Genomic DNA, 23,529 nt, shown 5'->3' on the forward strand with positions numbered 1-23,529 from the left:
ATCGCGAGGATCCGGGGCCGGCGGGCCGGGCGCTGGCCGGGGATGCCGGGCCGCTGCCGAGAGAGTTGCCGCCGAGGCCGGAGGGTTCGGCGGTTCCGGCCCGGAAAGACGTCAGGCTGGCCGCCGGAAGCCCGGCGGCGCGACTTTACAACGAATCAGAGATGGCTGTCCAGAAACAGCGTGAGCTGCGACTTGGAAAGCGCGCCGACCTTGGTGTCGACCACCGCGCCGTTGCGGAACAGCATCAGGGTGGGGATGCCGCGGATGCCGTACTTGGCCGGCACCGACTGGTTCTCGTCGACGTTGACCTTGACCACCCGGATCTTGTCGCCGTAATCGCGAGCGACCTCGTCGAGGATGGGCGCGATCATCTTGCAGGGGCCGCACCATTCGGCCCAGTAGTCGACCAGGACCGGCAGGTCGGACTCGAGGACTGCCTGTTGGAAGTTCTCGTCGGAAATGTGCTGGATTGACATTCTGGCTCCCGCCGGCGCGCCCGCTCGCCCATCGAGATCGGTTGCACGGCCCGGCTTCGTCGGAAACGCCATCATAACGCCGGCTGATAGAATCCGTTCCGGGCGGGCCTCCCCGCAGCGCGGACGGGTGAACCTGGTCAGGTCCGGAAGGAAGCAGCCACAGCCTTTCCCCGCGTGTGCCGGGGTTCCGGCTCGCCCACCCGAACACTCATCCGGGTCGCCGGCCCGGCTGGGCCGCGCTACCCGAGCTCCACGCGAACCCCACGCGAACCCGCTTCCCGATGACCCATCAGGCGCTTGCCCGCAAGTGGCGCCCGCGAGATTTCGGATCGCTCGTCGGGCAGGAGCACGTCGTGCGAGCGCTCACGCATGCGCTCGACAGCGGCCGGCTGCACCATGCCTATCTGTTCACCGGCACCCGCGGCGTGGGCAAGACCACGATCGCGCGCATCCTGGCCAAGGCGCTGAACTGCGAGACCGGGGTCGGCTCCAGGCCCTGCGGCGTCTGCGCGGCCTGCACCGGGATCGACGCCGGCCGCTTCGTCGACTGCATCGAGCTCGACGCGGCGTCCAACCGGGGCGTCGAGGACATGACCCAGCTGCTCGAGAATGCGGTCTACGCGCCGACCTCGGGCCGCTACAAGGTCTACGTGATCGACGAAGTCCACATGCTGAGCAACCACGCGTTCAACGCGATGCTCAAGACGCTGGAGGAGCCGCCGCCGCACGTGGTCTTCGTGCTCGCCACCACCGATCCTCAGAAGGTGCCGGTCACGGTGCTGTCGCGCTGCCTGCAGTTCAGCCTGAAGAACATGCCGCCGGCCACGATCGCCGCGCATCTGCAGCGGGTGCTCGAAGCCGAGGGCATCGCCTGCGAACCCGGCGCGCTGGCCCAGATCGGCCGTGCGGCGGCCGGCAGCATGCGCGACGCGCTGTCGCTGCTCGACCAGGCCATCGCCTTCTCGGGCGGCGAACTCACCGAGGCCGCGGTGCGCGAGATGCTCGGCGTGGTCGACCGGGCGTGGCTCGAAAGGATCCTCGACGGCCTGGCCGAACGCGACGGCGCCGCGCTGGTGGCGCAGGCCGACGCCATGCTCGAGGCCAACGCGCCCTTCGAGACCGCACTGTCCGAACTGGCGGTGCTGCTGCAGCGGGTGGCGCTGGTGCAGGCCGGCGTGGCGGTGCCCGGCGACGAGGCCCCGCTGCTCGAACGGCTGGCCGGGCTGTTGGCGCCCGAAGAGGTCCAGGTCCACTATCAGATCGCGATTCATGCGCAGCGCGACCTGCCGCTGGCGCCCGATGCGCACACCGGCTTCACCATGACGCTGCTGCGGATGCTGGCCTTCCGGCCGGACGAGTCGGGTGGCCGGGCGGGCGAAGGCGCGCCGGGCAACGCGCAGGGCACGGCGCCGAATGCGGCCGCGCCTCTCGCGCGGCCCGCGGCGGCTGCGCGCAGCGCGGCGCTTCGCGCGCCGTCGCCGGCTCGCGCCGCGCTGCCGACGCGAGCCGGCGGCGCCCAACCGGCCTCGGAGCCCGAGGCGCCTGCCGCGCCGCAAGCCCGGCCGGCACCGCAGCGCGACGCCGGACCGCAGCCCCGTCCCTCGCCCCAGGAGCAGTTCTCGCCTCAGCCCGCGCCCGCCGCCAGCGCCTCTGCCTTCGACGGCGACTGGCCCGCGCTGGTCGCCCGCGTGCGCGCCGGCGGCATGGCCGCGCAGTTCCTGCAGCAGAGTGCGCTGGTCGATCACGAAGGCCTGCACTTCAAGGTGAAGGTGCCGATCCGGCCGCTGGCCGAGCCGGCCACCGTCAACCGCGCCCGCGAGGCGCTCGGCGCGCACTTCGGCGCCGAGGTGCGGCTCAGCGTCGAGGTCGGCGTGGTGCAGGGGCCCACCGCCGCGGCGGTCGCAAGCCGCCAGCGTGCAGAGCGGCAGGCCGAGGCCGAGGCGGCCATCGAGGCCGACCCCTTCGTGCAGACCTTGTTGAAGGATTTCGGCGGCACGATCGTGCCCGGATCGGTGCGTCCGTCCGCCGCCGATCGACCCCCAGGAGAATGAAACGATGATGAAGAACCAGCTCGCGGGCCTGATGAAGCAGGCCCAGCAGATGCAGGACAACATGAAGAAGATGCAGGAGCAGCTGGCCCAGGTCGAGGTCGAGGGCCAGTCCGGCGCCGGCCTGGTCAAGGTCGTGGTGACCTGCCGCAACGACGTCAAGCGCATCAGCATCGATCCCAGCCTGCTCGCCGACGACAAGGACATGCTCGAGGACCTGGTCGTGGCCGCCATGAACGATGCGCTGCGCCGCGCCGAGCAGACCGCCGCCGAGAAGATGGGCTCGGTCACCGCCGGCCTGCCGCTGCCGCCCGGCTTCAAGATGCCGTTCTGATCCCCGCGAGCGGCATTCCCGACCCCGCGAGCCGCATTCCCGACGCCCGATGAAGGCCCCGGCGCCGCTCGAAGCGCTGACCGAAGCCCTGCGCCGCCTGCCCGGCGTGGGCGCGCGATCGGCCCAGCGCTTCGCCTATCACCTGCTGCAGCACGACCGCGAGGGCGCGGCGCTGCTGGCGCGCGCGCTGTCCGAGGCGGTCACGCGGATCCGTCACTGCAGCCGCTGCAATACCTTCACCGAGCTCGAGGTCTGCGAGACCTGTTCGTCGCCGCGCCGCGATCCTTCGCAGCTGTGCGTGGTCGAAACGCCGGCCGACCAGCTGATGGTCGAGCAGACGATGGCCTACAACGGCCTCTACTTCGTGCTGATGGGGCGGCTCTCGCCGCTCGACGGCATCGGACCGAAGCAGATCGGCCTGGCCCGGCTGCTCGAGCGGGCGGCCGATCCGGCGCTGCGCGAGGTGATCCTGGCGACCAACTTCACCCAGGAAGGCGAGGCCACCGCGCACTACATCGGCGAGCTGCTGCGCGCCCGCGGCCTGAAGGTCTCGCGCCTGGCGCGCGGCGTGCCGGTGGGCAGCGAGCTCGAATACGTGGACCCGAGCACGATCGCGCAGGCGATGCGCGACCGGCGCTCCGTCTGACCAGGAGATTGCTTCGATGAGCGACAAGGGCGCGAACCCCGCGACACCCGGGGCATCCGCCGCCGGCCCGCTGGCCGGCCTGCGCGTGCTGGAACTGGGCCAGCTGATCGCCGGCCCCTTCGCCGGCCGGATGATGGCCGACTTCGGCGCCGACGTGATCAAGATCGAGCCGCCCGCCCGTGAGGGCGCCGAGGGCGGCGATCCCTTGCGCAAGTGGCGCAAGCTGCACCCCGACGATCCTTCCGGCACCTCGCTGTGGTGGTCCGTGCAGGCGCGCAACAAGCGCTCGGTCACCGTGGACCTGAAGGCGAAGGCCGGCCAGCAGATCGTGCGCGAGCTGGCCGCGCGCGCCGACATCGTGGTCGAGAATTTCCGCCCCGGCGCGCTCGAGAAGTGGGGCCTGGGCTACGAGCAGCTGTCGGCCGCGAACCCCGGCCTGATCCTGGTGTGCCTGTCCGGCTACGGCCAGACCGGCCCCTATCGCGACCGGCCCGGCTTCGGCGCGATCGCGGAGTCGATGGGCGGCATGCGCTACGTGACCGGCTTCCCGGATCGCCCGCCGGTGCGGATGAACCTGTCGATCGGCGACTCGCTGGCCGCTCTGCACGCGGTGATCGGCGCGCTGATGGCGCTGCACCATCGCCGCGAGACCGGCAAGGGGCAGGTGGTCGACGTGGCGCTCTACGAGGCGGTGTTCAACATGATGGAGAGCACGCTGCCCGAGTTCGACCGCTATGGCATCGTGCGCGAGCGCACCGGCACCAACCTGACCGGCATCGTGCCCTCCAATACCTACCCGACCGCGGACGGCCGGCACATCGTGATCGGCGGCAACGGCGACTCGATCTTCAAGCGGCTGATGCGCGCGATCGGCCGCGACGACCTCGCCGACGACCCGGCACTGGCCAACAATGCCGGCCGCGCGGCGCGCGCGCAGGAGATCGACGACGCGATCGCGGCCTGGACCTCGGCCCATTCGCTCGACGACGGCCTGGCGGTGATGGAGGCCGCCGACGTGCCCAGCGGCCGGATCTACAGCGCGGCCGACATGGTGTCCGATCCGCAGTACCTGGCGCGCGGCATGATCGAGCGCGCCACGCTCGCCGACGGCACGCCGCTGGCGATGCCGGCCGCGGTGCCGAAGCTCTCGGACACGCCGGGCGCCACCCGCTGGCCCGGGCCGCGGCTGGGCGAGCACACCGACGCGGTGCTGGCCGAGCTCGGCTACGACGCCGCGCGGATCGCGGCGCTGCGCGAGGACGGGGTCATCTGATCCCGACGGGATTCGCGCGCCTGGCCGGTCATTTGCCGGTATGCCAGTTCTCGAGGAACAGGCCCTCGAAGCCGGCGAAGTCTCCCAGGTTGCGGGTGACCAGCGTCAGTCCCCGAGTGACCGCGATCGCGGCGATCTCGCCGTCCGCGCGAGGCGCAGGCTTGCCGAGCCCGGAAAGACGGGCCCGCTCGCGGCCCAGCCAGGTCGCAGCGCCGGCGTCGTAGGGCAGCACTTCGATCCGATCCGCCAGGGCCGCGAGCCACCGCTCGAGCATCGCGCGCTTGCGCCCGGGCGCCAGGCGGGCAACACCGAAGTGCAGTTCCTCCAGAACGGGTGCGGGCAGGGCGCAGTCGGCCTCGTGCCGCGCGAGCGCGCGCGCCACGCCGGCGTCCGGCGCCTTCGCGGCCATCTCGGAGATCACGTTCGTGTCGAGCAGATAGCGGATCGGCATCGCGTTGCCCGGCCGTCAGCCGAGATCAGGCACCGGGCGCTCGCCCTGGTCGCGCAGCCCCTCGAAATCCTGTGGATCTGCGAAAGCGGCATCCTGTTCCGCCATCGCGGCGCGCCACTCGTTCACGAACTCGACGAAGCTGCGCCGCGGGTGCGCAAGCCGCTGGTAGTCGGCCTGCGAGAGAATCACTGCTACCGGTTTGCCCCGCCGCGTGATTTGCACCGGTTCGCCGGTCTCGACTTGCTGGAGCAGGCGGGTCAGATGGGCCTTTGCGTCGGCTACCGAGACCTCGGACATCGCAGACTCCATTAAATGACTATCTGGATGGTCATTTTAGGAAGGGGCTGCGGTTCGGTCAATCGGCCGTTGGGATGAGCCGCAGCCGGATGCATCGATCGGATGGGTTAATCTTCCGCCCAGGTTCGAATCGACCCGCTGAGACCCATAATCGGCGGCCACAAGGAGAGGAGCAGGACCATGACCCCGCACACCAACACGAAACAGCGCCGGACCTTCCTGACCTCGATGACCGCCGTGTCCGCCGCGGCCGCGCTGCCAGCTTCCGCGCTGGCCCAGGGCATCGAGAAGAAGAAGGTCACGATCGCCGTCGGCGGCAAGAACCTCTTCTACTACCTGCCGCTCACGATCGCCGAACAGCTCGGCTACTTCAAGGAAGAGGGCCTGGACGTCGAGATCGTCGACTTCGCGGGCGGCTCGGCCGCGCTGCGCGCGGTGGTCGGCGGCTCGGCCGACGTGGTCTCGGGCGCCTACGAGCACACGATCAACCTGCAGTCCAAGGGTCAGATGTTCACCGCCTTCGCGTTGCAGGGCCGCGCCCCGCAGATCGTGCTGGCCGTGTCCACCAAGACCATGCCCGACTACAAGGGGCTGGCCGACCTGAAGGGCAAGAAGATCGGCGTGACCGCGCCGGGCTCGTCGACCAACATGATGGCCAACTTCGTACTGGCCAAGGGCGGGCTCAAGCCCACCGACGTGTCCTTCATCGGCGTGGGCGCGGGCAAGGGCGCGATCTCGGCGGTGCAGTCGGGCCAGGTCGACGCGATCGCCAACCTGGACCCGGTCATCTCGATGCTCGATGCCCAGGGCCTGCTCAAGATCGTGTCGGACACGCGCACGCTGAAGGACACCGAGGCGGTCTTCGGCGGACCGATGCCGGCCGGCTGCCTGTACGCGCCCAGCGCCTTCCTGCAGGGCAATCCGAACACCGCGCAGGCGCTGGCCACCGCCATGGTGCGCGCGCTGAAGTGGCTGCAGCAGGCCGGCCCGTCGGACATCGTGAAAACCGTGCCCGAGTCCTTCCTGCTGGGCGATCGCGCGCTCTACCTGGCCGCCTGGACCAAGGTGCGCGAGGCGATCTCGCCCGACGGCCTGATCCCCGAGGCCGGCGCGCGCACCGCGCTGCGCACGCTGCAGGCCTTCGACAAGGAGCTCGCCGGTAAGCAGATCGACCTGTCCAAGACCTACACGAACGAGTTCGTCCGCAAGGCGCTCGCGCGGGTCAAGTGATGTCCACGGCCTCCACGCCGTCTTCCGGCGCGGCCGCGCTCTCCCTCGAAGGCGTCACCTGCACCTTCGTCTCGCGCGACGATCCGGGCCAGCGCTACACCGCGGTCCGCGACGTCGACCTGCGCATCGCGCCGGGCGAGTTCGTGTCGGTGGTCGGCCCCACCGGTTGCGGCAAGTCCACCTTGCTCAACGTGGGCGCCGGCCTGCTCGAGCCCTCGACCGGCAAGGTCGAGGTGTTCGGCCAGCCGCTGAAGGGCGTGAACGCGCGTGCCGGCTACATGTTCCAGGCCGAGGCGCTGATGCCCTGGCGCAGCGCGCTGGCCAACGTGATGGCCGGCCTGCAGTTCCGGGGCGTGCCGGATGCGCAGGCGCGCGAGCAGGGCGAAGAGTGGCTGCGCCGCGTGGGCCTGGGCGGCTTTGGCGACCGCTATCCGCACCAGCTCTCGGGCGGGATGCGCAAGCGGGTGGCGCTCGCGCAGACGCTGATCCTGGACCCGGACATCATCCTGATGGACGAGCCCTTCTCGGCGCTGGACATCCAGACGCGCCAGCTGATGGAGAACGAGGTGCTCGAGCTGTGGGCGGCCAGTCGCAAGGCAGTGCTGTTCATCACCCACGACCTCGACGAGGCGATCGCGATGAGCGACCGCGTGGTGGTGCTGTCGGCCGGTCCCGCCTCGCACCCGATCGGCGAGTTCGTCGTGGATCTGCCGCGCCCGCGCGACGTGGCCGAGATCCGCACCCAGCCCGAGTTCATCGCGCTGCACGAGCAGATCTGGTCGGTGCTGCGCGAGGAAGTGTTGAAGGGCTACGCGCAGCAGAAGCGCGTTGCATGAGCGGGGGCCCGGCCGGGCGCTCCGTCATCGAATGAATCCCGGTCTACCCAGATGAAGATTTCCTCTTTCCAGTTGCGGATGTTGCAGGTGCTGGTGCTGGCCGCCGTGCTCGGTTTCTGGCACGTGATGACCAGCCCGACGCTGCTGCCGCCTTTCTATTTCGACAATCCCAGCCAGGCGGCCTTCTTCTTCGGCGAGCCGCTGAAGGTCTTCGGGCGCGTGGTCGAGTGGTTCGTCAGCGGCGAGATCTACCGGCACCTGTGGATCACGCTGTTCGAGACCATGGCCGCCTTCGTGATCGGCACCGTGTCGGGGCTGGCCGTGGGCATGTGGCTCGCGCTGTCGCCCACCGCCGCGGCCATCCTCGACCCCTACATCAAGGCGATGAACTCGATGCCACGGGTGATCCTGGCGCCGATCTTCTCGGTCTGGTTCGGCCTGGGGGTGTGGTCGAAGGTGGCGCTGGGCTTCACGCTGGTTTTCTTCATCGTGTTCTTCAACGTGTACCAGGGCGTGCGCGAGGTCAGCCCGAACATCCTGGCCAGCGCGCGGATGCTGGGTGCGAACAAGCGCCAGCTGCTGCGCCACGTCTACCTGCCCAGCGCCACCAGCTGGGTGTTCTCCAGCCTGCACACCTCGGTGGGCCTGGCCTTCGTGGGCGCGGTGGTCGGCGAGTACCTGGGCTCGGCGGCGGGCGTCGGCTACCTGATCCTGCAGGCCGAAGGCACCTTCGACATGAACACGGTGATGGCCGGGATCGTGGTGCTCACCGCCTTCGCACTGGTGCTCGACTGGGCGGTGGGGGTGGTGGAAAAGCGGCTGATGAAGTGGCAGCCGAAGAGCGGGGAGACGGAGAAGCTCTGACCCGGAGCGCGTCGAGGATCGCCAACGTGATCTTGCGCCCCTGGAGGTCCGGGTGGCAGCCGGGCCGACGGGCGCCGAGTCTGTCGATCGCTCCTGAGGTGCGGGAGCTCGCGTCGGGGCGACGCTGTGGCCGGGTGATGCCTCCGACGCAAGCGTCTCGATGCCGTGGCGCTGGCCGCGCGCTCGGTGTCTCGACCGATCGCCTGGAAGAGGTGAGGGCGTGCCGGGTCTTGGCCGGGCGCCGAGCGCGAACCGAGGGCCTCGTCATCGTCCGTGCAAGCAGCGTCATCCAAGGCGCGGCTACCTCGATGCACCCCATGGAGGCCTGCGCGACTGTCGGCCAAGCTTACAGTCAGTTCCGGAAAGTTCCGGAAATTCTCAGACCCCCTGAAATCGGGGGGGTATATAAGTAATTGAATAAAAACAAGAAACACTGTTCTCTTTGTTTCTATGCGCTCATGGTATCGATCTTGCTTCAGGCAATGACCGGCTTCGGCACGCAGCCACCAGTCGGAACAGCTCAAAACGGAGGAGAAGAAAATGATGAATGCACGCAGGGGGATCCTGAGCGCGGCCATGTCGCTGGCGCTGTTGGGTCTGGCACCGCAGGCTCACGCCGGGCCCGTGATCCTCGGAGGCGACGACCTCACCGACCATGGCTCCATCAGCGGGGGCACTCTTCAGGAAGGCTGGCTGTACATCCAGAGGGCGCTGGCGAACCTTCTCGGTACGGCAACGATCACCGGCAGCACGGTCCAGATCGCGGTGCTGGGCGCCGCCGACTCCACTGCATCCAGCAGTGACGCCGGTGCGGCAGTTCACCATGCCGCCGCCCTCTCGGGATGGACGGTCAACTACTACGACGGCAGTGCCTCGATCGATGGTTTCTTCACGTCACTCGCGGCCGGTACGGTGAAGCCGACCGTGATGTGGCTGGCGGGAACCGGGGCCTCGAACGATCTCGATTCGTCCGAAGGCGCGTCCCTGACCGCCAACGCGTTGGCGATCAACTCCTTCGTTACGGCTGGAGGGGGATTGATGGCGCACGGCTCGGGTGGTGACGCGTACGGTTGGCTGTCGGCATTGCTGCCTGGCATCAGCGAGGTCAGCGGCTGCAATTCTTCCGGCGCCACCTTGACCGCTGCTGGACAGGCAGCGTTTCCCGGGCTCAGCAACTCGGATGTCGACGCCAACGCCGGACCCTGCCATAGCCACTTCACCGGTAACTTCGGCGGACTCACGACGCTTGCGTTCGACGGTCAGCAGCGCTCCTACATCATCGGGGGCGGTGCGAGCACGATCATCCAGTGCGGGCAGCCGGGCCAGCCGGCCTGTCCGCCGCAGGGTGTTCCCGTGGCGCCGACGATCCCGCTGATGCTCGCGGGCCTGACTGCGCTTCTCGGCGCCCGGCGTCTCAGGAAGGTTGCGGCGTAGTTCGGAGCGCGTGGCCGGCCGCGGGGCGGGGCGGCCACGCGCGAGATCCGCAAGGAGGGCCTGTCGAGACGGGCCTTTCCGCGCATCGATCGGGCAGCGCCGGCATGAAAGTCCGGGCGAAATGATATAATTCGAAGGTTTACCCAATGCCCACCGGTTAGCGCCTGCCTTCCCAGAATTCCTGCCTCCGATCCCGCCCGCCCGCGGCCTTGCGCTGCCCGGCGAGGCAACCCGACTGGCCCGCCCGGGCCCGCGTCGCGTCGGGAGAATCGGTCAGGGGTGCGCCGGTGAATTCCGCCCCAGGAGTTGCCGTTGTCACCCGATCAAAAGAATGACCCCGCCCTGAGCCCAGGCGCGGGTCTCATCCCCGAGTCCGCTCCCGCCCTGCTGGCCCTGGCCGACGGCACCGTGTTCCGCGGCCGTTCGATCGGCGCGCCGGTGCAGGCGGTCGGCGAGGTGGTCTTCAACACCTCGATGACCGGCTACCAGGAGATCCTCACCGACCCGAGCTACTGCCGGCAACTGGTCACGCTGACCTACCCGCACATCGGCAGCTACGGCGTGAACGCCGAAGACCTGGAGTCGTTGAAGATCCAGGCCGCCGGCCTGATCGTGAAGGACGTCCCCGCCCGCCTGTCCAACTGGCGCAGCAACGGCAGCCTGACCGACTACCTGAAGGGCGAGGGCGTGCCGGGCATCGCCGGCATCGACACCCGGAAGCTCACCCGCCTGCTGCGCGACAAGGGCGCGCAGAACGGCTGCCTGGTCGCGGCTGCGAACCCCGGCGACCTCATCGACGAACAGGCCGCGATCGCCGCGGCCCGCGCCTTTCCCGGGCTGGCCGGCATGGACCTGGCCAAGGTGGTGTCCACCGCCGAGCCCTACGCCTGGACCGAGGGCTCCTGGCGGCTGGGCACGGGCTTCGTGTCGCCGTCCTCGCGCAAGTTCAAGGTCGTGGTCTTCGATTACGGCGTCAAGCGCAACATCCTGCGCCTGCTGTCCGACCGTGGCTGCGAGCTGATCGTGTTGCCGGCCCAGGCCTCTGCGGCCGACGCGCTGGCCCACCAGCCCGACGGCATCTTCCTGTCCAACGGTCCCGGCGACCCGGAGCCTTGCGACTACGCGGTGACCGCGATCCGCGAACTGGTCGACCGCGGGCTGCCGATCTTCGGCATCTGCCTGGGCCATCAGCTGCTGGGCCTGGCCTCGGGCGCGCGCACGATGAAGATGAAGTTCGGCCACCACGGCGCCAACCACCCGGTGCGCGACCTGGACACCGGCAAGGTCCACATCACCAGCCAGAACCACGGCTTCGCGGTCGATGCCTCGAGCATGCCGGCCAACCTGCGGGTGACCCACGTGTCGCTGTTCGACGGCTCGATCCAGGGCCTCGAGCGCACCGACCGGCCGGCCTTCTGCTTCCAGGGCCACCCGGAGGCGAGCCCCGGCCCGCAGGACATCCACTACCTGTTCGACCGCTTCATCGCGCTGATGGAGCAGGGCAAGCAGGGCGACAGCAAGCAGGGCGCGGCCACGCAGCCGGCCGGCGCGCGGGCCTGATCGGCGCGGCGCATCCAAAGCATCGAATACCGAGGCAACATGCCCAAGCGTACAGACATCAAGAGCATCCTGATCATCGGCGCCGGCCCGATCGTGATCGGCCAGGCCTGCGAGTTCGACTACTCCGGCGCCCAGGCCTGCAAGGCGCTGCGCCAGGAGGGCTTCAAGGTCATCCTGGTCAACAGCAATCCGGCCACGATCATGACCGATCCGGAAACGGCCGACGTCACCTACATCGAGCCGATCACCTGGCAGGTCGTCGAGCGGATCATCGAGAAGGAAAAGCCCGATGCGATCCTGCCCACCATGGGCGGCCAGACCGCGCTGAATTGCGCGCTCGACCTGCACAAGAACGGCGTGCTGAAGAAGTACGGCGTGGAGCTGATCGGCGCCTCGCCCGAGGCCATCGACAAGGCCGAGGACCGCCAGAAGTTCAAGGAGGCGATGACCAGGATCGGGCTGGGCTCGGCCCGCTCGGCCATCGCCCACTCGCTCGACGAGGCCTGGGCGGCGCAGAAGAACATCGGCTTCCCGGTCATCATCCGGCCCAGCTTCACGCTGGGCGGCACCGGTGGCGGCATCGCCTACAACGGCGAGGAGTTCGAGACCATCTGCAAGCGGGGCCTCGAGGCCTCGCCCACCAACGAGCTCCTCATCGAGGAGTCGCTGATCGGCTGGAAAGAGTACGAGATGGAGGTCGTGCGCGACCGCGCCGACAACTGCATCATCGTCTGCTCGATCGAGAACCTCGACCCGATGGGCGTGCACACCGGCGACTCGATCACCGTGGCGCCGGCGCAGACGCTGACCGACCGCGAATACCAGATCATGCGCAATGCCTCGATCGCGATCCTGCGCGAGATCGGGGTGGAGACCGGCGGCTCCAACGTGCAGTTCGCGGTGAGCCCCACCGACGGCCGCATGATCGTCATCGAGATGAACCCGCGGGTCTCGCGCTCGTCGGCCCTGGCCTCGAAGGCGACCGGTTTCCCGATCGCCAAGATCGCGGCCAAGCTGGCGGTCGGCTACACGCTCGACGAGCTGAAGAACGAGATCACCGGCGGCGCCACGCCGGCCTCGTTCGAGCCGACCATCGACTACGTGGTCACCAAGATCCCGCGTTTCGCCTTCGAGAAGTTCCCGCTGGCCGATTCCCGGCTCACCACCCAGATGAAATCGGTGGGCGAGGTCATGGCCATCGGCCGCACCTTCCAGGAGAGCTTCCAGAAGGCGCTGCGCGGCCTGGAGACCGGCATCGACGGCCTGGACGAGCGCAGCACCGACCGCGACGAGATCGCCACCGAACTGGGCGAGCCCGGCCCCGAGCGCATCCTGTTCCTGGCCGACGCCTTCCGCGTGGGCATGAGCGTGGAGGAAATCTACGAAGAGTCCGGCGTCGACCCCTGGTTCCTCGCGCAGATCGAGGAGCTGGTCGACATCGAGCGGCGGCTGAAGGGCCGGTCGCTGCAGGCGCTGTCCGCGGACGAGCTGCGCTGGCTCAAGGCCAAGGGCTTCTCCGACCGGCGCCTGGCCATGCTGCTCGACACCAATGCCGACACGCTGCGCGCGCGCCGCCACGAGCTGGGCGTGCGGCCGGTGTTCAAGCGGGTCGACACCTGCGCGGCCGAGTTCGCCACCGACACCGCCTATCTGTACTCCACCTACGAGGACGAGGACGAGTCGCAGCCCACCGGCCGCAGGAAGATCATGGTGCTGGGCGGCGGCCCGAACCGGATCGGGCAGGGGATCGAGTTCGACTACTGCTGCGTGCACGCGGCCTTCGCGCTGCGCGACGACGGCTTCGAGACGATCATGGTCAACTGCAACCCGGAGACCGTCTCGACCGACTACGACACGTCCGATCGCCTGTACTTCGAGCCGCTCACGCTGGAAGACGTGCTCGAGATCGTGGCCATCGAGAAGCCGGTCGGAGTCATCGTGCAGTACGGCGGCCAGACCCCGCTGAAGCTCGCGCTGGCGCTGGAAGCCAACGGTGTGCCGATCATCGGCACCTCGCCCGAGTCGATCGACGTGGCCGAGGACCGCGAGCGCTTCCAGAAGCTGCTCCACCAACTGAAACTGAAGCAGCCGCCCAACCGCACCGCCCGCACCGAGGCGCAGGCGCTCGAGCTGGCCGCCGAGATCGGCTACCCGCTGGTCGTGCGCCCGAGCTACGTGCTGGGCGGCCGCGCGATGGAGATCGTGCATGAGCAGAAGGACCTCGAGCGCTACATGCGCGAGGCGGTCAAGGTCTCGAACGAGAGCCCGGTGCTGCTCGACCGCTTCCTGAACGACGCGATCGAAGTCGACGTGGACTGCCTGTCCGACGGCGAGCGTGTGTTCATCGGCGGGGTCATGGAGCACATCGAGCAGGCCGGCGTGCACTCGGGCGACTCGGCCTGCTCGCTGCCGCCTTACTCGCTGTCGCCGGCGGTGGTGGCCGAGCTCAAGCGCCAGACCGGCCTGATGGCCAAGGCGCTGAAGGTCTGCGGCCTGATGAACGTGCAGTTCGCGATCCAGCAGGATCCGGCGGGCGGCGACGGCACCGTCTACGTGCTCGAGGTGAATCCGCGCGCCTCGCGCACCGTGCCCTACGTGTCCAAGGCCACCGGCCTGCAGCTGGCCAAGATCGCCGCGCGCTGCATGGCGGGCCGCAGCCTGGCCGACCAGGGCGTCGAGCACGAGGTGGTGCCGACGTACTTCTCGGTCAAGGAGGCGGTCTTCCCCTTCGTGAAGTTCCCGGGCGTGGACACCATCCTGGGGCCGGAGATGAAATCCACCGGCGAGGTGATGGGCGTGGGCCACTCCTTCGGCGAGGCCTTCGTGAAGTCGCAGCTCGGCGCGGGGGTCAAGCTGCCCGAATCGGGCAAGGTTTTCGTGTCGGTCAAGAACGCCGACAAGCCGAAGGCGGTGCAGATCGCCCGCACGCTGCACGAGATGGGTTTCGCGCTGGTGGCCACCAAGGGCACCGCGGCGGCCATCGCCGAAGCCGGCCTGCCGGTCACCGCGGTCAACAAGGTGCAGGAAGGCCGCCCCCACGTGGTCGACATCCTGAAGAACGGCGAGATCTCGCTGGTGATCAACTCGGTGGACGAGAAGCGCGGTGCGATCCACGACTCGCGCTCGATCCGGACCACTGCGCTGGCCCAGCGTGTGACCTACTACACCACGATCGCCGGCGCCCGCGCCGCGGTGGAAGGCATGCGCCACCTGGATCGGCTCGAGGTGTATTCGCTGCAGGAGCTGCACGCGGCGCTCTGAGAGGGCGGCCGGCGCCGCAGGCCGCGTTCCCGTGCAGCGGGCGGGGCCTTGCGCCCCGGCCGCCGCTTGGCGTTACAATCGTTTCCATTCGATCGGACCGCGGACCCGCGAGGGCCCGCGGTCCGAATTCTTTTCAGGGGATTCCACATGGCGACCATTCCGCTCACCCGCCGCGGCGCGGAGCTGCTGAAGGACGAGCTGCAGAGGCTCAAGTCGGTCGAGCGGCCGGCGGTGATCAACGCGATCGCGGAAGCGCGCGCGCAGGGCGACCTGTCCGAGAACGCCGAGTACGACGCCGCGCGCGAACGGCAGGCCTTCGTGGAAGGCCGGATCGCCGAGATCGAGTCGAAGCTCGCCAATGCGCAGGTCATCGACCCGGCCGAACTCGACGCCGACGGCCGCGTGGTGTTCGGCGCCACCGTCGAGCTCGAGGACCTGGAGTCGGGCGACGCGGTGACTTACCAGATCGTCGGCGAGGACGAGGCCGACATCAAGACCGGCCGGATCTCGGTGTCCAGCCCGATCGCGCGCGCGCTGATCGGCAAGGGCGTGGACGACGTGGCCGAGGTCAGGGCGCCCGGCGGCGTGCGCGAGTACCAGATCCTGGACGTGCGCTACGAGTGAGGCCGCTGGCGGCCGCCGGGCCGGCTCCGGCGCGCGCGGGCGCGCGACCCTTGGCGGCGGTCTTGGCCTTGGCGGGAGCCTTGCGCCCGGGCACCGTGGCGGCGCCAGCCGGACGGGCCCGTGACGGCGCCTTCGCCGGTGCCCTTGCAGGCGCCGCCGGCTTGCCGGCCGCAGAAGTCTTGCCCGCCGCAGCCGCCGCCTTCGCCGGCGCAGCCGCCTTGCCTGCCGCGGCGCGCCGCGCGACCGAAGCCTTCTGCCCGGCGCCGGCCGCCTTCTTGGTCTGCCGCCCGGGGCGGCGGCGGGCGGTGCCGGCATCGCCGCCGGTGCCGGTCTCCGGCTTCTCGCGCCAGACCACCAGCAGCTTGCCGATGGCCTGCACCGGCGCGCAGCCCAGGGTGGAACAGATCTCGGCGAGGATCGCCAGGCGCCGCTCGCGGTCATCGCCATGCACGCGGATCTTGATCAGGCCGTGGGCGGTGAGCGCGCGGCCGGTTTCGGCGAGCACGGCCGGAGTCAGCCCGGCGTCGCCCACGGTGACCACGGGGTCGAGGTGGTGGGCGAGGGCGCGCAGGGCCTTGCGTTCGGCCGAGGTGAGCTCGGGCGCCGCGCGGCGCGCGGAAGTCGGGGCGGTAGTCATGATGTCGGTGGTCTTATGAAGAAACGCAAGGTCGATCGCGCCTGGCTCGCGCAGCATATCAACGATCCGTACGTGAAGCTTGCGCAGAAGCATCAGTATCGCTCGCGCGCGGCTTTCAAGCTGATCGAGATCCTCGAGCAGGACAAGCTTCTGCGCCGGGGCATGACCGTGGTCGACCTGGGCTCGGCGCCCGGCGCCTGGAGCCAGGTGCTGCGCGAGCGGCTGGCCCGGCCGGCCAGCGACGGCGGCGGCATCGACGGCCGGATCGTCGCGCTGGATCTGCTGCCGATGGAGCCGATCGAGAGCGTGGCGTTCATCCAGGGCGATTTCCGGGACGACGCGGTGCTCGCGGAACTCGAGGCGGTGCTCGGCGGGCGCAAGGCGGACCTTGTGGTCTCGGACATGGCCCCCAACTTGAGCGGCGTGGCGGTGGCCGATGCCGCGCGGATGGCCGACCTGATCGAGCTGGCGGTGGCTTTCTCGAAGGCGCACCTGAAGCCCGAAGGCGCGCTGCTGGTCAAATGTTTCCACGGCAGCGGCTACAGCCAGACGGTCGAGCTGTTCAGGAAGACCTTCGTGAAAGTGTCGCCGCGCAAGCCCAAGGCCTCGCGCGACAAGTCCGCGGAGACCTACTTGCTGGGCCGGGGGCTCAAGGCGGCGGGGCCGATCGAACCGGTGGCGGGCGACTGAGCCGCGGGCCGGCATGCCGGCGGCGGTGTCCGGCGCCGAATCGACCGGAGGACGCTGAAAGGCGACGGGCGCGGCACTGACCCATCATGGGATCCGGCCGGCGCTCCGGTCAAACGGCGTAGAATCGAAGCGTGTCAGTGGGCCTGAAAGCCTGCGAAGCGTGTGGCGGGCCCGGAAGGCCCGCGAGGGGCTCGAGGCCCGACAGGATGGGCCCCAGGGCCCCCAAAAGGAGTGGTTAGTGAACAACGCGTTCTCCAAGGCTGCGGTCTGGCTGGTCATCGCGCTGGTGCTGTTCACCGTGTTCAAGCAGTTCGACACACGGCAGGCGCGCGGCGGCGACATGCCTTATTCGCAGTTCATGGCCGAAGCCCGCGACGGGCGCATCGACAGCGTCGTCGTCGACGGCAAGACGCTGCGCGCGCGCTCCAAGGACGGCCGCCCGATCACCGTCAACGCGCCGAACGACATCTGGATGGTCGGCGACCTGATGAAGTACGGCGTGCAGGTCAACGTGCGCCCCGAAGAGGAGCAGTCGCTGCTGCTCAACATCTTCGTGTCGTGGTTCCCGATGCTGCTGTTGATCGGCGTCTGGGTCTTCTTCATGCGACAGATGCAGGGCGGCGGGCGAGGCGGCGCGTTCTCGTTCGGAAAGTCCAAGGCCCGCATGCTCGACGAGAGCAACAACAACGTCACCTTCGCCGACGTGGCCGGCTGCGACGAGGCCAAGGAAGAGGTACAGGAGCTGGTCGAGTTCCTGCGCGATCCGTCCAAGTTCCAGAAGCTCGGCGGTCGCATTCCGCGCGGCGTGCTGATGGTGGGCTCGCCCGGCACCGGCAAGACCCTGCTGGCCAGGGCGATCGCCGGCGAGGCCAAGGTGCCGTTCTTCAGCATCTCGGGTTCGGACTTCGTCGAGATGTTCGTCGGCGTGGGCGCCGCGCGCGTTCGCGACATGTTCGAGAACGCCAAGAAGCACGCGCCCTGCATCCTGTTCATCGACGAGATCGACGCGGTCGGTCGCCAGCGCGGCGCCGGCCTGGGCGGCGGCAACGACGAGCGCGAGCAGACGCTGAACCAGCTTCTGGTCGAAATGGACGGTTTCGAAACCGGTCAGGGCGTCATCGTCATCGCCGCCACCAACCGGCCCGACGTGCTCGATCCGGCGCTGCTGCGGCCGGGCCGCTTCGATCGCCAGGTGGTCGTGCCGCTGCCCGACATCCGCGGCCGCGAGCAGATCCTGAACGTGCACATGCGCAAGGTGCCCATGGGCTCGGACGTCCGCGCCGATGTCATCGCGCGCGGCACGCCGGGCTTCTCGGGCGCGGACCTGGCCAATCTGGTCAACGAGGCGGCGCTGTTCGCCGCGCGCCGAAACGCCCGGCTGGTCGAGATGATCGACTTCGAGCGCGCCAAGGACAAGATCATCATGGGCGCCGAGCGGCGCTCCATCGTCATGCCCGAGGACGAGCGCCGCAACACGGCCTACCACGAGTCGGGTCACGCGGTGGTGGCGCGAGTGGTGCCCAAGACCGACCCGGTGCACAAGGTCACCATCATCCCGCGCGGCCGCGCGCTGGGCGTGACCATGCAACTGCCCGAGGGTGACCGCTACAGCATGGACCGCGAGCGCATGCTCAGCACCATCGCGGTGCTCTTCGGCGGCCGGATCGCCGAAGAGCTCTTCATGAACCAGATGACCACCGGCGCGTCGAACGACTTCGAGCGCGCCACGGCCATCGCGCGCGACATGGTCACCCGCTACGGCATGAGCGACCTGCTCGGTCCCATGGTCTACGCCGAGAACGAAGGCGAGATCTTCCTGGGCCGTTCGATCACCAAGACCACGCACATGTCCGAAGAGACCATGCGCAAGGTCGACAGCGAGATTCGCCGCATCATCGACGAGCAGTACGCGGCCGCTCGCAAGATCCTCGAGGACAATCGCGACAAGGTCGAGGTGATGGCCAAGGCGCTGCTCGAGTGGGAAACCATCGACGCCGACCAGATCGACGACATCATGGCCGGCCGTCCGCCGCGCCCGCCGAAGGAGCGCAGCAGCGCTTCCGGCAGCGGTGGGTCCGGCAATGCCCCGGTGACGCCGGCCGCGCCGGCCGCCCCGTCGGCCCCGCCGGCGGAGCCCGCCGCACAGTGAACGCGATCGGGGCCGCCCCAGCCGGGGCGGCCCCGATCGCCTGTGAGTTCGCGTCCCGGCTCCCTTCCGTCGATGCCGCGCCGGCAGCAAGCCGTCCTGCAATGTGGCCGATTCGAGCTTTCGCTCGACCGGCCCTTGCTCATGGCGATCGTCAACCTCACGCCCGACTCCTTCTCGGATGGCGGTCGTCACCTGGATCCCGGGGCGGCGATCGACGCCGGGCTGGCCATGGTGGCGCAAGGCGCCGACATCCTGGACCTGGGCGCCGAATCCACGCGTCCCGGGGCCGCGACCGTCACGCCCGCCGAGGAGATCCGTCGCCTGCTGCCGGTCATCGCCGGGCTTTCGGCTTGCGGCGTGCCCCTGTCCATCGACACCCGCAAGCCCGAGGTCATGCGCGAGGTGCTCGCCGCCGGCGCCGACATGATCAACGACATCGCCGGCTTTTCGACGCCCGCCGCCGTCGAGGCCGTTGCGGCCAGCCACTGCGGGTTGTGCGTGATGCACATGCAGGGCGAACCGGGCACCATGCAGCAGGCCCCGGCCTACGGCGACGTGGTCGCCGAGGTGCAGGACTGGCTGCACGAGCGGGTGGTTGCGCTCGGGGCGGCCGGCGTCGACGCCACGCGCATCGTGCTCGATCCGGGCATCGGATTCGGCAAGACCGTCGAGCACAATCTGCAACTGCTCGAGGCGCTGGACGAGTTCGCGGTCTTCGGCATGCCGCTGCTGATCGGCGTGTCGCGCAAGTCGCTGATCGGCGCGCTGACCGGGCGGCCGGTCGACGGCCGGCTGGCAGGCAGCCTGGCCGCTGCCCTGGCGGCGCTGGCGCGCGGCGCGAAGATCGTGCGGGTGCACGACGTGCCCGAGACCCGCGACGCGCTGCGCGTGTGGCAGGCGATCGAGGAGGCAGGCGCCGGCTGAACGCGCGGCCTGCGCAGGCAACAGGAGAGAACACGAAATGTCCCGCAAGTATTTCGGCACCGACGGCATCCGCGGCCGCGTAGGCGACGCGCCGATCACCCCCGACTTCGTGCTCAAGCTCGGCCAGGCGGCCGGGCGGGTGCTCGCGCGGCGCGCCGATGGCCAGCGCCGCACCGTGCTGATCGGCAAGGACACGCGGATCTCGGGGTACATGCTCGAGTCCGCGCTCGAGGCCGGGTTTTCCTCGGCCGGCATGCAGGTGCTGCTGACCGGACCGCTGCCCACGCCGGCGATCGCCTACCTCACGCGCGCCTGGCGCCTGTCGGCCGGCGTGGTCATCAGTGCCTCGCACAATCCCTACGACGACAACGGCATCAAGTTCTTCTCGGCCGACGGCGACAAGCTGCCCGACGAGGTCGAGTCCGAGATCGAGGCCGCGATCGACGAGCCCTTCGTTTGCGTGCGCTCCGACGGCCTGGGCCGCGTGCGCCGGATCGAGGACGCGGCCGGCCGCTACATCGAGTTCTGCAAGAGCAGCTTTCCCTCGCACCTGGACCTGCGCGGCATGAAACTGGTGGTGGACTGCGCGAACGGCGCCGGCTATCACACCACCCCGCTGGTCTTCGACGAGCTGGGCGCCGAGGTGGTGACCATCGGCGCCTCGCCCAACGGCTTCAACATCAACGACGGCGTCGGCGCCACCGCGCCCGAGGCGCTGCGGGCCAAGGTGCTGGAGCAGAAGGCCGACCTCGGCATCGCGGTCGACGGCGACGCAGACCGCCTGTTGATGGTCGACGCGGGCGGGAGGATCTACAACGGCGACGAGTTGCTCTACGCGATCGTGCGCGACCGGATGAAGGTCGGCCCGGTGCAAGGCGCGGTGGGCACCCTGATGTCCAACCTCGCGCTGGAACAGGCTTTCGGCCGGATGGGAATCGGCTTCGAGCGCGCCAAGGTCGGCGACCGCTACGTGCTCGAGCGTCTGCGCGAGAGGGGCTGGCTCTTCGGGGGCGAGAGCTCGGGCCACCTGCTGTGCCTCGACCGGCACAGCACCGGCGACGGCACGATCAGCGCGCTGCAGGTGCTGGCCGCGATCCGGCGCGAAGGCCGCGGCCTGGCGGAGTTGTGCGCGGAGCTCAGGCTCTATCCGCAGACGCTCATCAACGTGCGGGTGGAGCGCGGCTTCGACTGGCAGACGCACGAGGGCCTGCAGCGCGCGCAGCGCGAGGTCGAGGCGGAGCTCGGCGGCGCCGGGCGGATCCTGATTCGCCCCTCCGGCACCGAACCGCTGCTGCGCGTGATGGTCGAGGCGCGCGACGAAGGCCTCGCGCAGGGCATGGCGAAGCGGCTCGCCGATTCGGTGGGCAGGCCTGCCGCGGCGCATTGAGGCCTCGCGCACGGCGCACCGAAAACGGGCCGCTCGTTTTTGCGCTACAATTCGCGTCCTCCGGGGCGTAGCTCAGCCTGGTAGAGTGCTTGCTTTGGGAGCAAGATGTCGGAGGTTCGAATCCTCTCGCCCCGACCACGTTGTTCCCGGGCAGCGCCGATGCCAGCGGCATTACCCGGAACCGGCCCGACAAGGTCCGACCCCGCTGCCCGTAGCTCAGTTGGATAGAGCATCGGCCTTCTAAGCCGAGGGTCACAGGTTCGAATCCTGTCGGGCAGGCCAGTTTCAGTGGTGGCTGTAGCTCAGTTGGTAGAGTCCCGGATTGTGATTCCGGTTGTCGTGGGTTCGAGTCCCATCAGCCACCCCACCCAGTTTCCGTCGATACGAAAAGGCCCTGCTCTCCAGAGGAGACCAGGGCCTTTCCTTCATGCACGCCGCGCCCGGCAACGCGGGCTTCGCGCTACAGCGATTTCAGGTATTCGACCAGATCGGCGGCCTGTTGTGCGGTCAGGCCCAGTGACCGACGGGTGTCGTAGGTCCGGACAACGTCGGCCAGGGTGGCTGCAGAGCCATCGTGGAAGTAGGGCGGGTGCTGCCAGATCCCCTTGAGGGGCGACGTTCGATATTGCTTGGTGGCCGATCGTGAGGCGTAGCTGGGTGATTCGGGCTCGGCCATGGAATCGCTCGCCGGATGCAACCGTATGTTGGCGTCGGTGAACTGCGGCCCGCTGTGGCAGGTCGAGCAGGTGCCCGCGCCCTCGAAGACCGCCTTGCCGCGCAGGGCGGCGCCGACGTCGTAGCTGCCCGCCGGAGGCGCCGGGGCCTTCAGGGACAGCTGATAGGCCTGCAGGCCCGGGAGCTTCGCCGTCACGAGATCTTCGATGCCGTTCTGAACGACCAGGTTGAGCCGGGGCTCGGTGACGGTGCCTTGGCCGCCCATCTCGGCCACCGCGACATAGCGATTCCAGTACGCAAGTTCGGTGCCGTCCCCGGTGAACGTGACACTGTGAATGCCGTCCAGGCCGTAGGCGGGCGGGATGACGACGGGCTTGTTCTTGCCGTCGATGTTGTGACGGGGGTCGAACTTGCCGGGGCCCCACGATGCGTAGCTCGCCTTGCCGTCGGCATCGAGGGCGGGAGACAAGGCGATGATCGCACCGGGATCGAGATCGCGATTCGGCCAGCCGTCCAGGCGCTTGCCGATTCCGCGAGCGAAGGAGTCATCGACGGTCGAGTGGCACAAGGCGCAGGTGATGCCGACCCTGGTGAGGGTGTCCACGCCGTTCACCGTCTCGACCGTTCCCTTCACGCCCACGACCGCATCGAGGCGTAGCAGCGCCAGGGTCGTTGCGGGCTTCGTGAGGTCGACGGCTCCGGCCTGGATGGCCTCGACCAGCGAAGCGGGGAGGGCTTCGGAATCGACCTTCAGGCCCACCGACAAGGCGGTGAGCGGATCGACGGCCGAGGCGATCACCTCGTGCATCTTCAGCGTGTCCGTCCAGAAGCGCTCGTCGCCGAAGGTGTCGAACCGGAAGGTGTCCTTGCCTTCGGCGATCAGGGCCGCCTGTTCCGCAGCGTCCACGGGCGCCTCCGACGAGCCGCCGCAGGCAGCCACGAATGCGGCGACTGCGGCCCCCACCCCCGCAGCCGCCAATGGCCTGACGACGTCCGCCGCCCGATCCGCGATCCGCCTGCGCCGTGCGGGCATGCGTTCTCCACCGCCTGAGTTCCTCACTGACAGTCTCCTTGACAAGATCTGGCGCATGTTCCGGGAGCAGGCGAGCGCCTGCCCCGGCTCCTCACGACATGAACGCCGTGGGCACTGCAACCTCGCCGACGACGTGGCGAAGGACGGCCAGATGCATGGCCTCGTCGCCGAGGATGCTGGCGGCGACCTGGGCGAGGGTCCGATCGGCGAACAGGGGGACCGCGCCGAGGTAGGCGGAGACTGCGCCCTTCTCGAGCCCGGCAGCGAATCTCAGCACGTCGGCCTGATTCTTCAGTTTCTCGACTGGAAAGCTGTACTTGTCTTTGGCGGCGGCCGCCTTGCCACCGAGCTTGCGGACCGTGGCCGCGAGCGCATCGGCATGCTCCTTGTGATGGCCCTGGAACTGGACGGCCACCTTCAGCACGTCCTTGCTCAGCAGGCCGCTCTCGGCGCCGACCTGGTACGCCGCCACGGCTTCGAGTTCGGCTCCCAGCGCGGTGTTGAGGATGCGCACATCGGCCTCGATGTCGGCCGGGGCGACCCTGGCCGAGGCCGCGAGCGCATCGCGACCCCCGAGCAGCGCGATGGCGCCGGCCGACAGGAGACCGGCGCCCCCCGTCATTGCGCGGCGGCGCGACAGCGTCAACGCCTGGGGAGGAATGAACAGTTCTCGGCTCGTCATGATTTCGTCCTTGGGTAA

21 protein-coding genes, 3 tRNA genes and 1 other RNA gene are annotated in these 23,529 nt (G+C 69.1%); 19 read left to right on the top strand and 6 right to left on the bottom strand.

Annotated elements, in window-relative coordinates:
- Positions 1-155: 155 nt before the first annotated feature.
- Positions 156-476: a thioredoxin TrxA gene (trxA, locus tag FHP08_RS16745; protein WP_147705651.1), complete on the bottom strand. Its 321-nt coding sequence runs from the start codon at positions 474-476 to the stop codon at positions 156-158.
- Between the two features lie 101 nt (positions 477-577).
- Here trxA and ffs point away from each other — a divergent pair.
- From ffs to FHP08_RS16770, 5 genes are all read left to right on the top strand, one after another.
- An RNA gene (ffs, locus tag FHP08_RS16750) (signal recognition particle sRNA small type) lies at positions 578-676 on the top strand.
- An 81-nt stretch (positions 677-757) separates the two neighbouring features.
- Positions 758-2,527, top strand: a complete 1,770-nt coding sequence (dnaX, locus tag FHP08_RS16755; RefSeq protein ID WP_147705652.1) for a DNA polymerase III subunit gamma/tau — start codon at positions 758-760, stop codon at positions 2,525-2,527.
- Between the two features lie 4 nt (positions 2,528-2,531).
- On the top strand, positions 2,532-2,858 hold the full coding sequence (locus FHP08_RS16760) for a YbaB/EbfC family nucleoid-associated protein (protein ID WP_147705653.1): 327 nt from the start codon (positions 2,532-2,534) through the stop codon (positions 2,856-2,858).
- Positions 2,859-2,907: 49 nt separating this feature from the next.
- Positions 2,908-3,504: a recombination mediator RecR gene (recR, locus tag FHP08_RS16765; protein ID WP_147705654.1), complete on the top strand. Its 597-nt coding sequence runs from the start codon at positions 2,908-2,910 to the stop codon at positions 3,502-3,504.
- Between the two features lie 16 nt (positions 3,505-3,520).
- The gene (locus FHP08_RS16770) at positions 3,521-4,777 is read left to right on the top strand and encodes a CaiB/BaiF CoA transferase family protein (RefSeq protein WP_147705655.1); all 1,257 of its coding nucleotides are present in this window, start codon (positions 3,521-3,523) and stop codon (positions 4,775-4,777) included.
- 28 nt (positions 4,778-4,805) lie between these two features.
- Here FHP08_RS16770 and FHP08_RS16775 read toward each other — a convergent pair whose 3' ends face one another.
- Entirely contained in the window at positions 4,806-5,228 is a 423-nt protein-coding gene (locus tag FHP08_RS16775; RefSeq protein WP_147705656.1) for a type II toxin-antitoxin system VapC family toxin, read from the bottom strand.
- 15 nt (positions 5,229-5,243) lie between these two features.
- Positions 5,244-5,525 (bottom strand): type II toxin-antitoxin system Phd/YefM family antitoxin, encoded by a 282-nt coding sequence (locus FHP08_RS16780; RefSeq protein WP_147705657.1) that lies wholly within the window; start codon positions 5,523-5,525, stop codon positions 5,244-5,246.
- A gap of 228 nt (positions 5,526-5,753) precedes the next feature.
- Between FHP08_RS16780 and FHP08_RS16785 the strand changes: the two genes are divergently transcribed.
- From FHP08_RS16785 to greA, 7 genes are all read left to right on the top strand, one after another.
- Positions 5,754-6,755, top strand: a complete 1,002-nt coding sequence (locus FHP08_RS16785; protein WP_147705747.1) for an ABC transporter substrate-binding protein — start codon at positions 5,754-5,756, stop codon at positions 6,753-6,755.
- Entirely contained in the window at positions 6,755-7,591 is an 837-nt protein-coding gene (locus FHP08_RS16790) for an ABC transporter ATP-binding protein (RefSeq protein WP_147705658.1), read from the top strand. The genes FHP08_RS16785 and FHP08_RS16790 overlap by 1 nt, the downstream gene beginning before the upstream one ends.
- A 126-nt stretch (positions 7,592-7,717) precedes the next feature.
- A complete protein-coding gene (locus tag FHP08_RS16795; protein WP_225879188.1) occupies positions 7,718-8,455 on the top strand; it encodes an ABC transporter permease in 738 nt (245 codons plus the stop codon).
- Between the two features lie 543 nt (positions 8,456-8,998).
- A complete protein-coding gene (locus FHP08_RS16800; protein ID WP_222707923.1) occupies positions 8,999-9,889 on the top strand; it encodes a hypothetical protein in 891 nt (296 codons plus the stop codon).
- Between the two features lie 342 nt (positions 9,890-10,231).
- Positions 10,232-11,449 (top strand): glutamine-hydrolyzing carbamoyl-phosphate synthase small subunit, encoded by a 1,218-nt coding sequence (gene carA / locus FHP08_RS16805; protein ID WP_147705749.1) that lies wholly within the window; start codon positions 10,232-10,234, stop codon positions 11,447-11,449.
- 39 nt (positions 11,450-11,488) lie between these two features.
- The gene (gene carB, locus FHP08_RS16810; RefSeq protein ID WP_147705660.1) at positions 11,489-14,710 is read left to right on the top strand and encodes a carbamoyl-phosphate synthase large subunit; all 3,222 of its coding nucleotides are present in this window, start codon (positions 11,489-11,491) and stop codon (positions 14,708-14,710) included.
- 147 nt (positions 14,711-14,857) lie between these two features.
- Positions 14,858-15,334, top strand: coding sequence for a transcription elongation factor GreA (gene greA / locus FHP08_RS16815; RefSeq protein WP_147705661.1), 477 nt, complete (start codon positions 14,858-14,860; stop codon positions 15,332-15,334).
- Here greA and FHP08_RS16820 read toward each other — a convergent pair.
- The gene (locus tag FHP08_RS16820; protein WP_147705662.1) at positions 15,279-15,971 is read right to left on the bottom strand and encodes a YhbY family RNA-binding protein; all 693 of its coding nucleotides are present in this window, start codon (positions 15,969-15,971) and stop codon (positions 15,279-15,281) included. The two genes, greA and FHP08_RS16820, sit on opposite strands and share 56 nt — an antisense overlap.
- Before the next feature lie 15 nt (positions 15,972-15,986).
- On the opposite strand from FHP08_RS16820, the gene FHP08_RS16825 reads away from it, so the two are divergent.
- The 7 genes from FHP08_RS16825 (at position 15,987) to FHP08_RS16855 (ending at position 21,488) form a co-directional block, all read left to right on the top strand.
- The gene (locus tag FHP08_RS16825) at positions 15,987-16,661 is read left to right on the top strand and encodes an RlmE family RNA methyltransferase (RefSeq protein WP_147705663.1); all 675 of its coding nucleotides are present in this window, start codon (positions 15,987-15,989) and stop codon (positions 16,659-16,661) included.
- Between the two features lie 238 nt (positions 16,662-16,899).
- Positions 16,900-18,810, top strand: coding sequence for an ATP-dependent zinc metalloprotease FtsH (gene ftsH / locus FHP08_RS16830; RefSeq protein ID WP_147705664.1), 1,911 nt, complete (start codon positions 16,900-16,902; stop codon positions 18,808-18,810).
- Positions 18,811-18,882: 72 nt separating this feature from the next.
- A complete protein-coding gene (gene folP, locus FHP08_RS16835) occupies positions 18,883-19,734 on the top strand; it encodes a dihydropteroate synthase (protein ID WP_147705750.1) in 852 nt (283 codons plus the stop codon).
- Between the two features lie 37 nt (positions 19,735-19,771).
- The gene (glmM, locus tag FHP08_RS16840; RefSeq protein WP_147705665.1) at positions 19,772-21,121 is read left to right on the top strand and encodes a phosphoglucosamine mutase; all 1,350 of its coding nucleotides are present in this window, start codon (positions 19,772-19,774) and stop codon (positions 21,119-21,121) included.
- A gap of 61 nt (positions 21,122-21,182) precedes the next feature.
- A tRNA-Pro gene (locus tag FHP08_RS16845) sits at positions 21,183-21,259 on the top strand.
- A 67-nt stretch (positions 21,260-21,326) separates the two neighbouring features.
- Positions 21,327-21,403 (top strand) — tRNA-Arg (locus FHP08_RS16850).
- 9 nt (positions 21,404-21,412) lie between these two features.
- A tRNA-His gene (locus FHP08_RS16855) sits at positions 21,413-21,488 on the top strand.
- 93 nt (positions 21,489-21,581) lie between these two features.
- Here FHP08_RS16855 and FHP08_RS16860 read toward each other — a convergent pair.
- Positions 21,582-22,829: a c-type cytochrome gene (locus tag FHP08_RS16860; RefSeq protein ID WP_225879181.1), complete on the bottom strand. Its 1,248-nt coding sequence runs from the start codon at positions 22,827-22,829 to the stop codon at positions 21,582-21,584.
- 91 nt (positions 22,830-22,920) lie between these two features.
- The gene (locus FHP08_RS16865; RefSeq protein ID WP_147705667.1) at positions 22,921-23,511 is read right to left on the bottom strand and encodes a ferritin-like domain-containing protein; all 591 of its coding nucleotides are present in this window, start codon (positions 23,509-23,511) and stop codon (positions 22,921-22,923) included.
- Positions 23,512-23,529 lie beyond the last annotated feature (18 nt).

It is taken from the genome of Zeimonas arvi, assembly GCF_008039575.1.
GTDB lineage: Bacteria > Pseudomonadota > Gammaproteobacteria > Burkholderiales > Burkholderiaceae_E > Zeimonas > Zeimonas arvi.

Coding starts and splice junctions, on each gene's coding strand:
- trxA (WP_147705651.1), bottom strand. CDS start 476: ATGTCAATCCAGCACATTTCCGACGAGAACTTCCAACAGGCAGTCCTC.
- dnaX (WP_147705652.1), top strand. CDS start 758: ATGACCCATCAGGCGCTTGCCCGCAAGTGGCGCCCGCGAGATTTCGGA.
- FHP08_RS16760 (WP_147705653.1), top strand. CDS start 2,532: ATGATGAAGAACCAGCTCGCGGGCCTGATGAAGCAGGCCCAGCAGATG.
- recR (WP_147705654.1), top strand. CDS start 2,908: ATGAAGGCCCCGGCGCCGCTCGAAGCGCTGACCGAAGCCCTGCGCCGC.
- FHP08_RS16770 (WP_147705655.1), top strand. CDS start 3,521: ATGAGCGACAAGGGCGCGAACCCCGCGACACCCGGGGCATCCGCCGCC.
- FHP08_RS16775 (WP_147705656.1), bottom strand. CDS start 5,228: ATGCCGATCCGCTATCTGCTCGACACGAACGTGATCTCCGAGATGGCC.
- FHP08_RS16780 (WP_147705657.1), bottom strand. CDS start 5,525: ATGTCCGAGGTCTCGGTAGCCGACGCAAAGGCCCATCTGACCCGCCTG.
- FHP08_RS16785 (WP_147705747.1), top strand. CDS start 5,754: ATGACCGCCGTGTCCGCCGCGGCCGCGCTGCCAGCTTCCGCGCTGGCC.
- FHP08_RS16790 (WP_147705658.1), top strand. CDS start 6,755: ATGTCCACGGCCTCCACGCCGTCTTCCGGCGCGGCCGCGCTCTCCCTC.
- FHP08_RS16795 (WP_225879188.1), top strand. CDS start 7,718: ATGACCAGCCCGACGCTGCTGCCGCCTTTCTATTTCGACAATCCCAGC.
- FHP08_RS16800 (WP_222707923.1), top strand. CDS start 8,999: ATGAATGCACGCAGGGGGATCCTGAGCGCGGCCATGTCGCTGGCGCTG.
- carB (WP_147705660.1), top strand. CDS start 11,489: ATGCCCAAGCGTACAGACATCAAGAGCATCCTGATCATCGGCGCCGGC.
- greA (WP_147705661.1), top strand. CDS start 14,858: ATGGCGACCATTCCGCTCACCCGCCGCGGCGCGGAGCTGCTGAAGGAC.
- FHP08_RS16820 (WP_147705662.1), bottom strand. CDS start 15,971: ATGACTACCGCCCCGACTTCCGCGCGCCGCGCGGCGCCCGAGCTCACC.
- FHP08_RS16825 (WP_147705663.1), top strand. CDS start 15,987: ATGAAGAAACGCAAGGTCGATCGCGCCTGGCTCGCGCAGCATATCAAC.
- folP (WP_147705750.1), top strand. CDS start 18,883: ATGCCGCGCCGGCAGCAAGCCGTCCTGCAATGTGGCCGATTCGAGCTT.
- glmM (WP_147705665.1), top strand. CDS start 19,772: ATGTCCCGCAAGTATTTCGGCACCGACGGCATCCGCGGCCGCGTAGGC.
- FHP08_RS16860 (WP_225879181.1), bottom strand. CDS start 22,829: ATGCCCGCACGGCGCAGGCGGATCGCGGATCGGGCGGCGGACGTCGTC.
- FHP08_RS16865 (WP_147705667.1), bottom strand. CDS start 23,511: ATGACGAGCCGAGAACTGTTCATTCCTCCCCAGGCGTTGACGCTGTCG.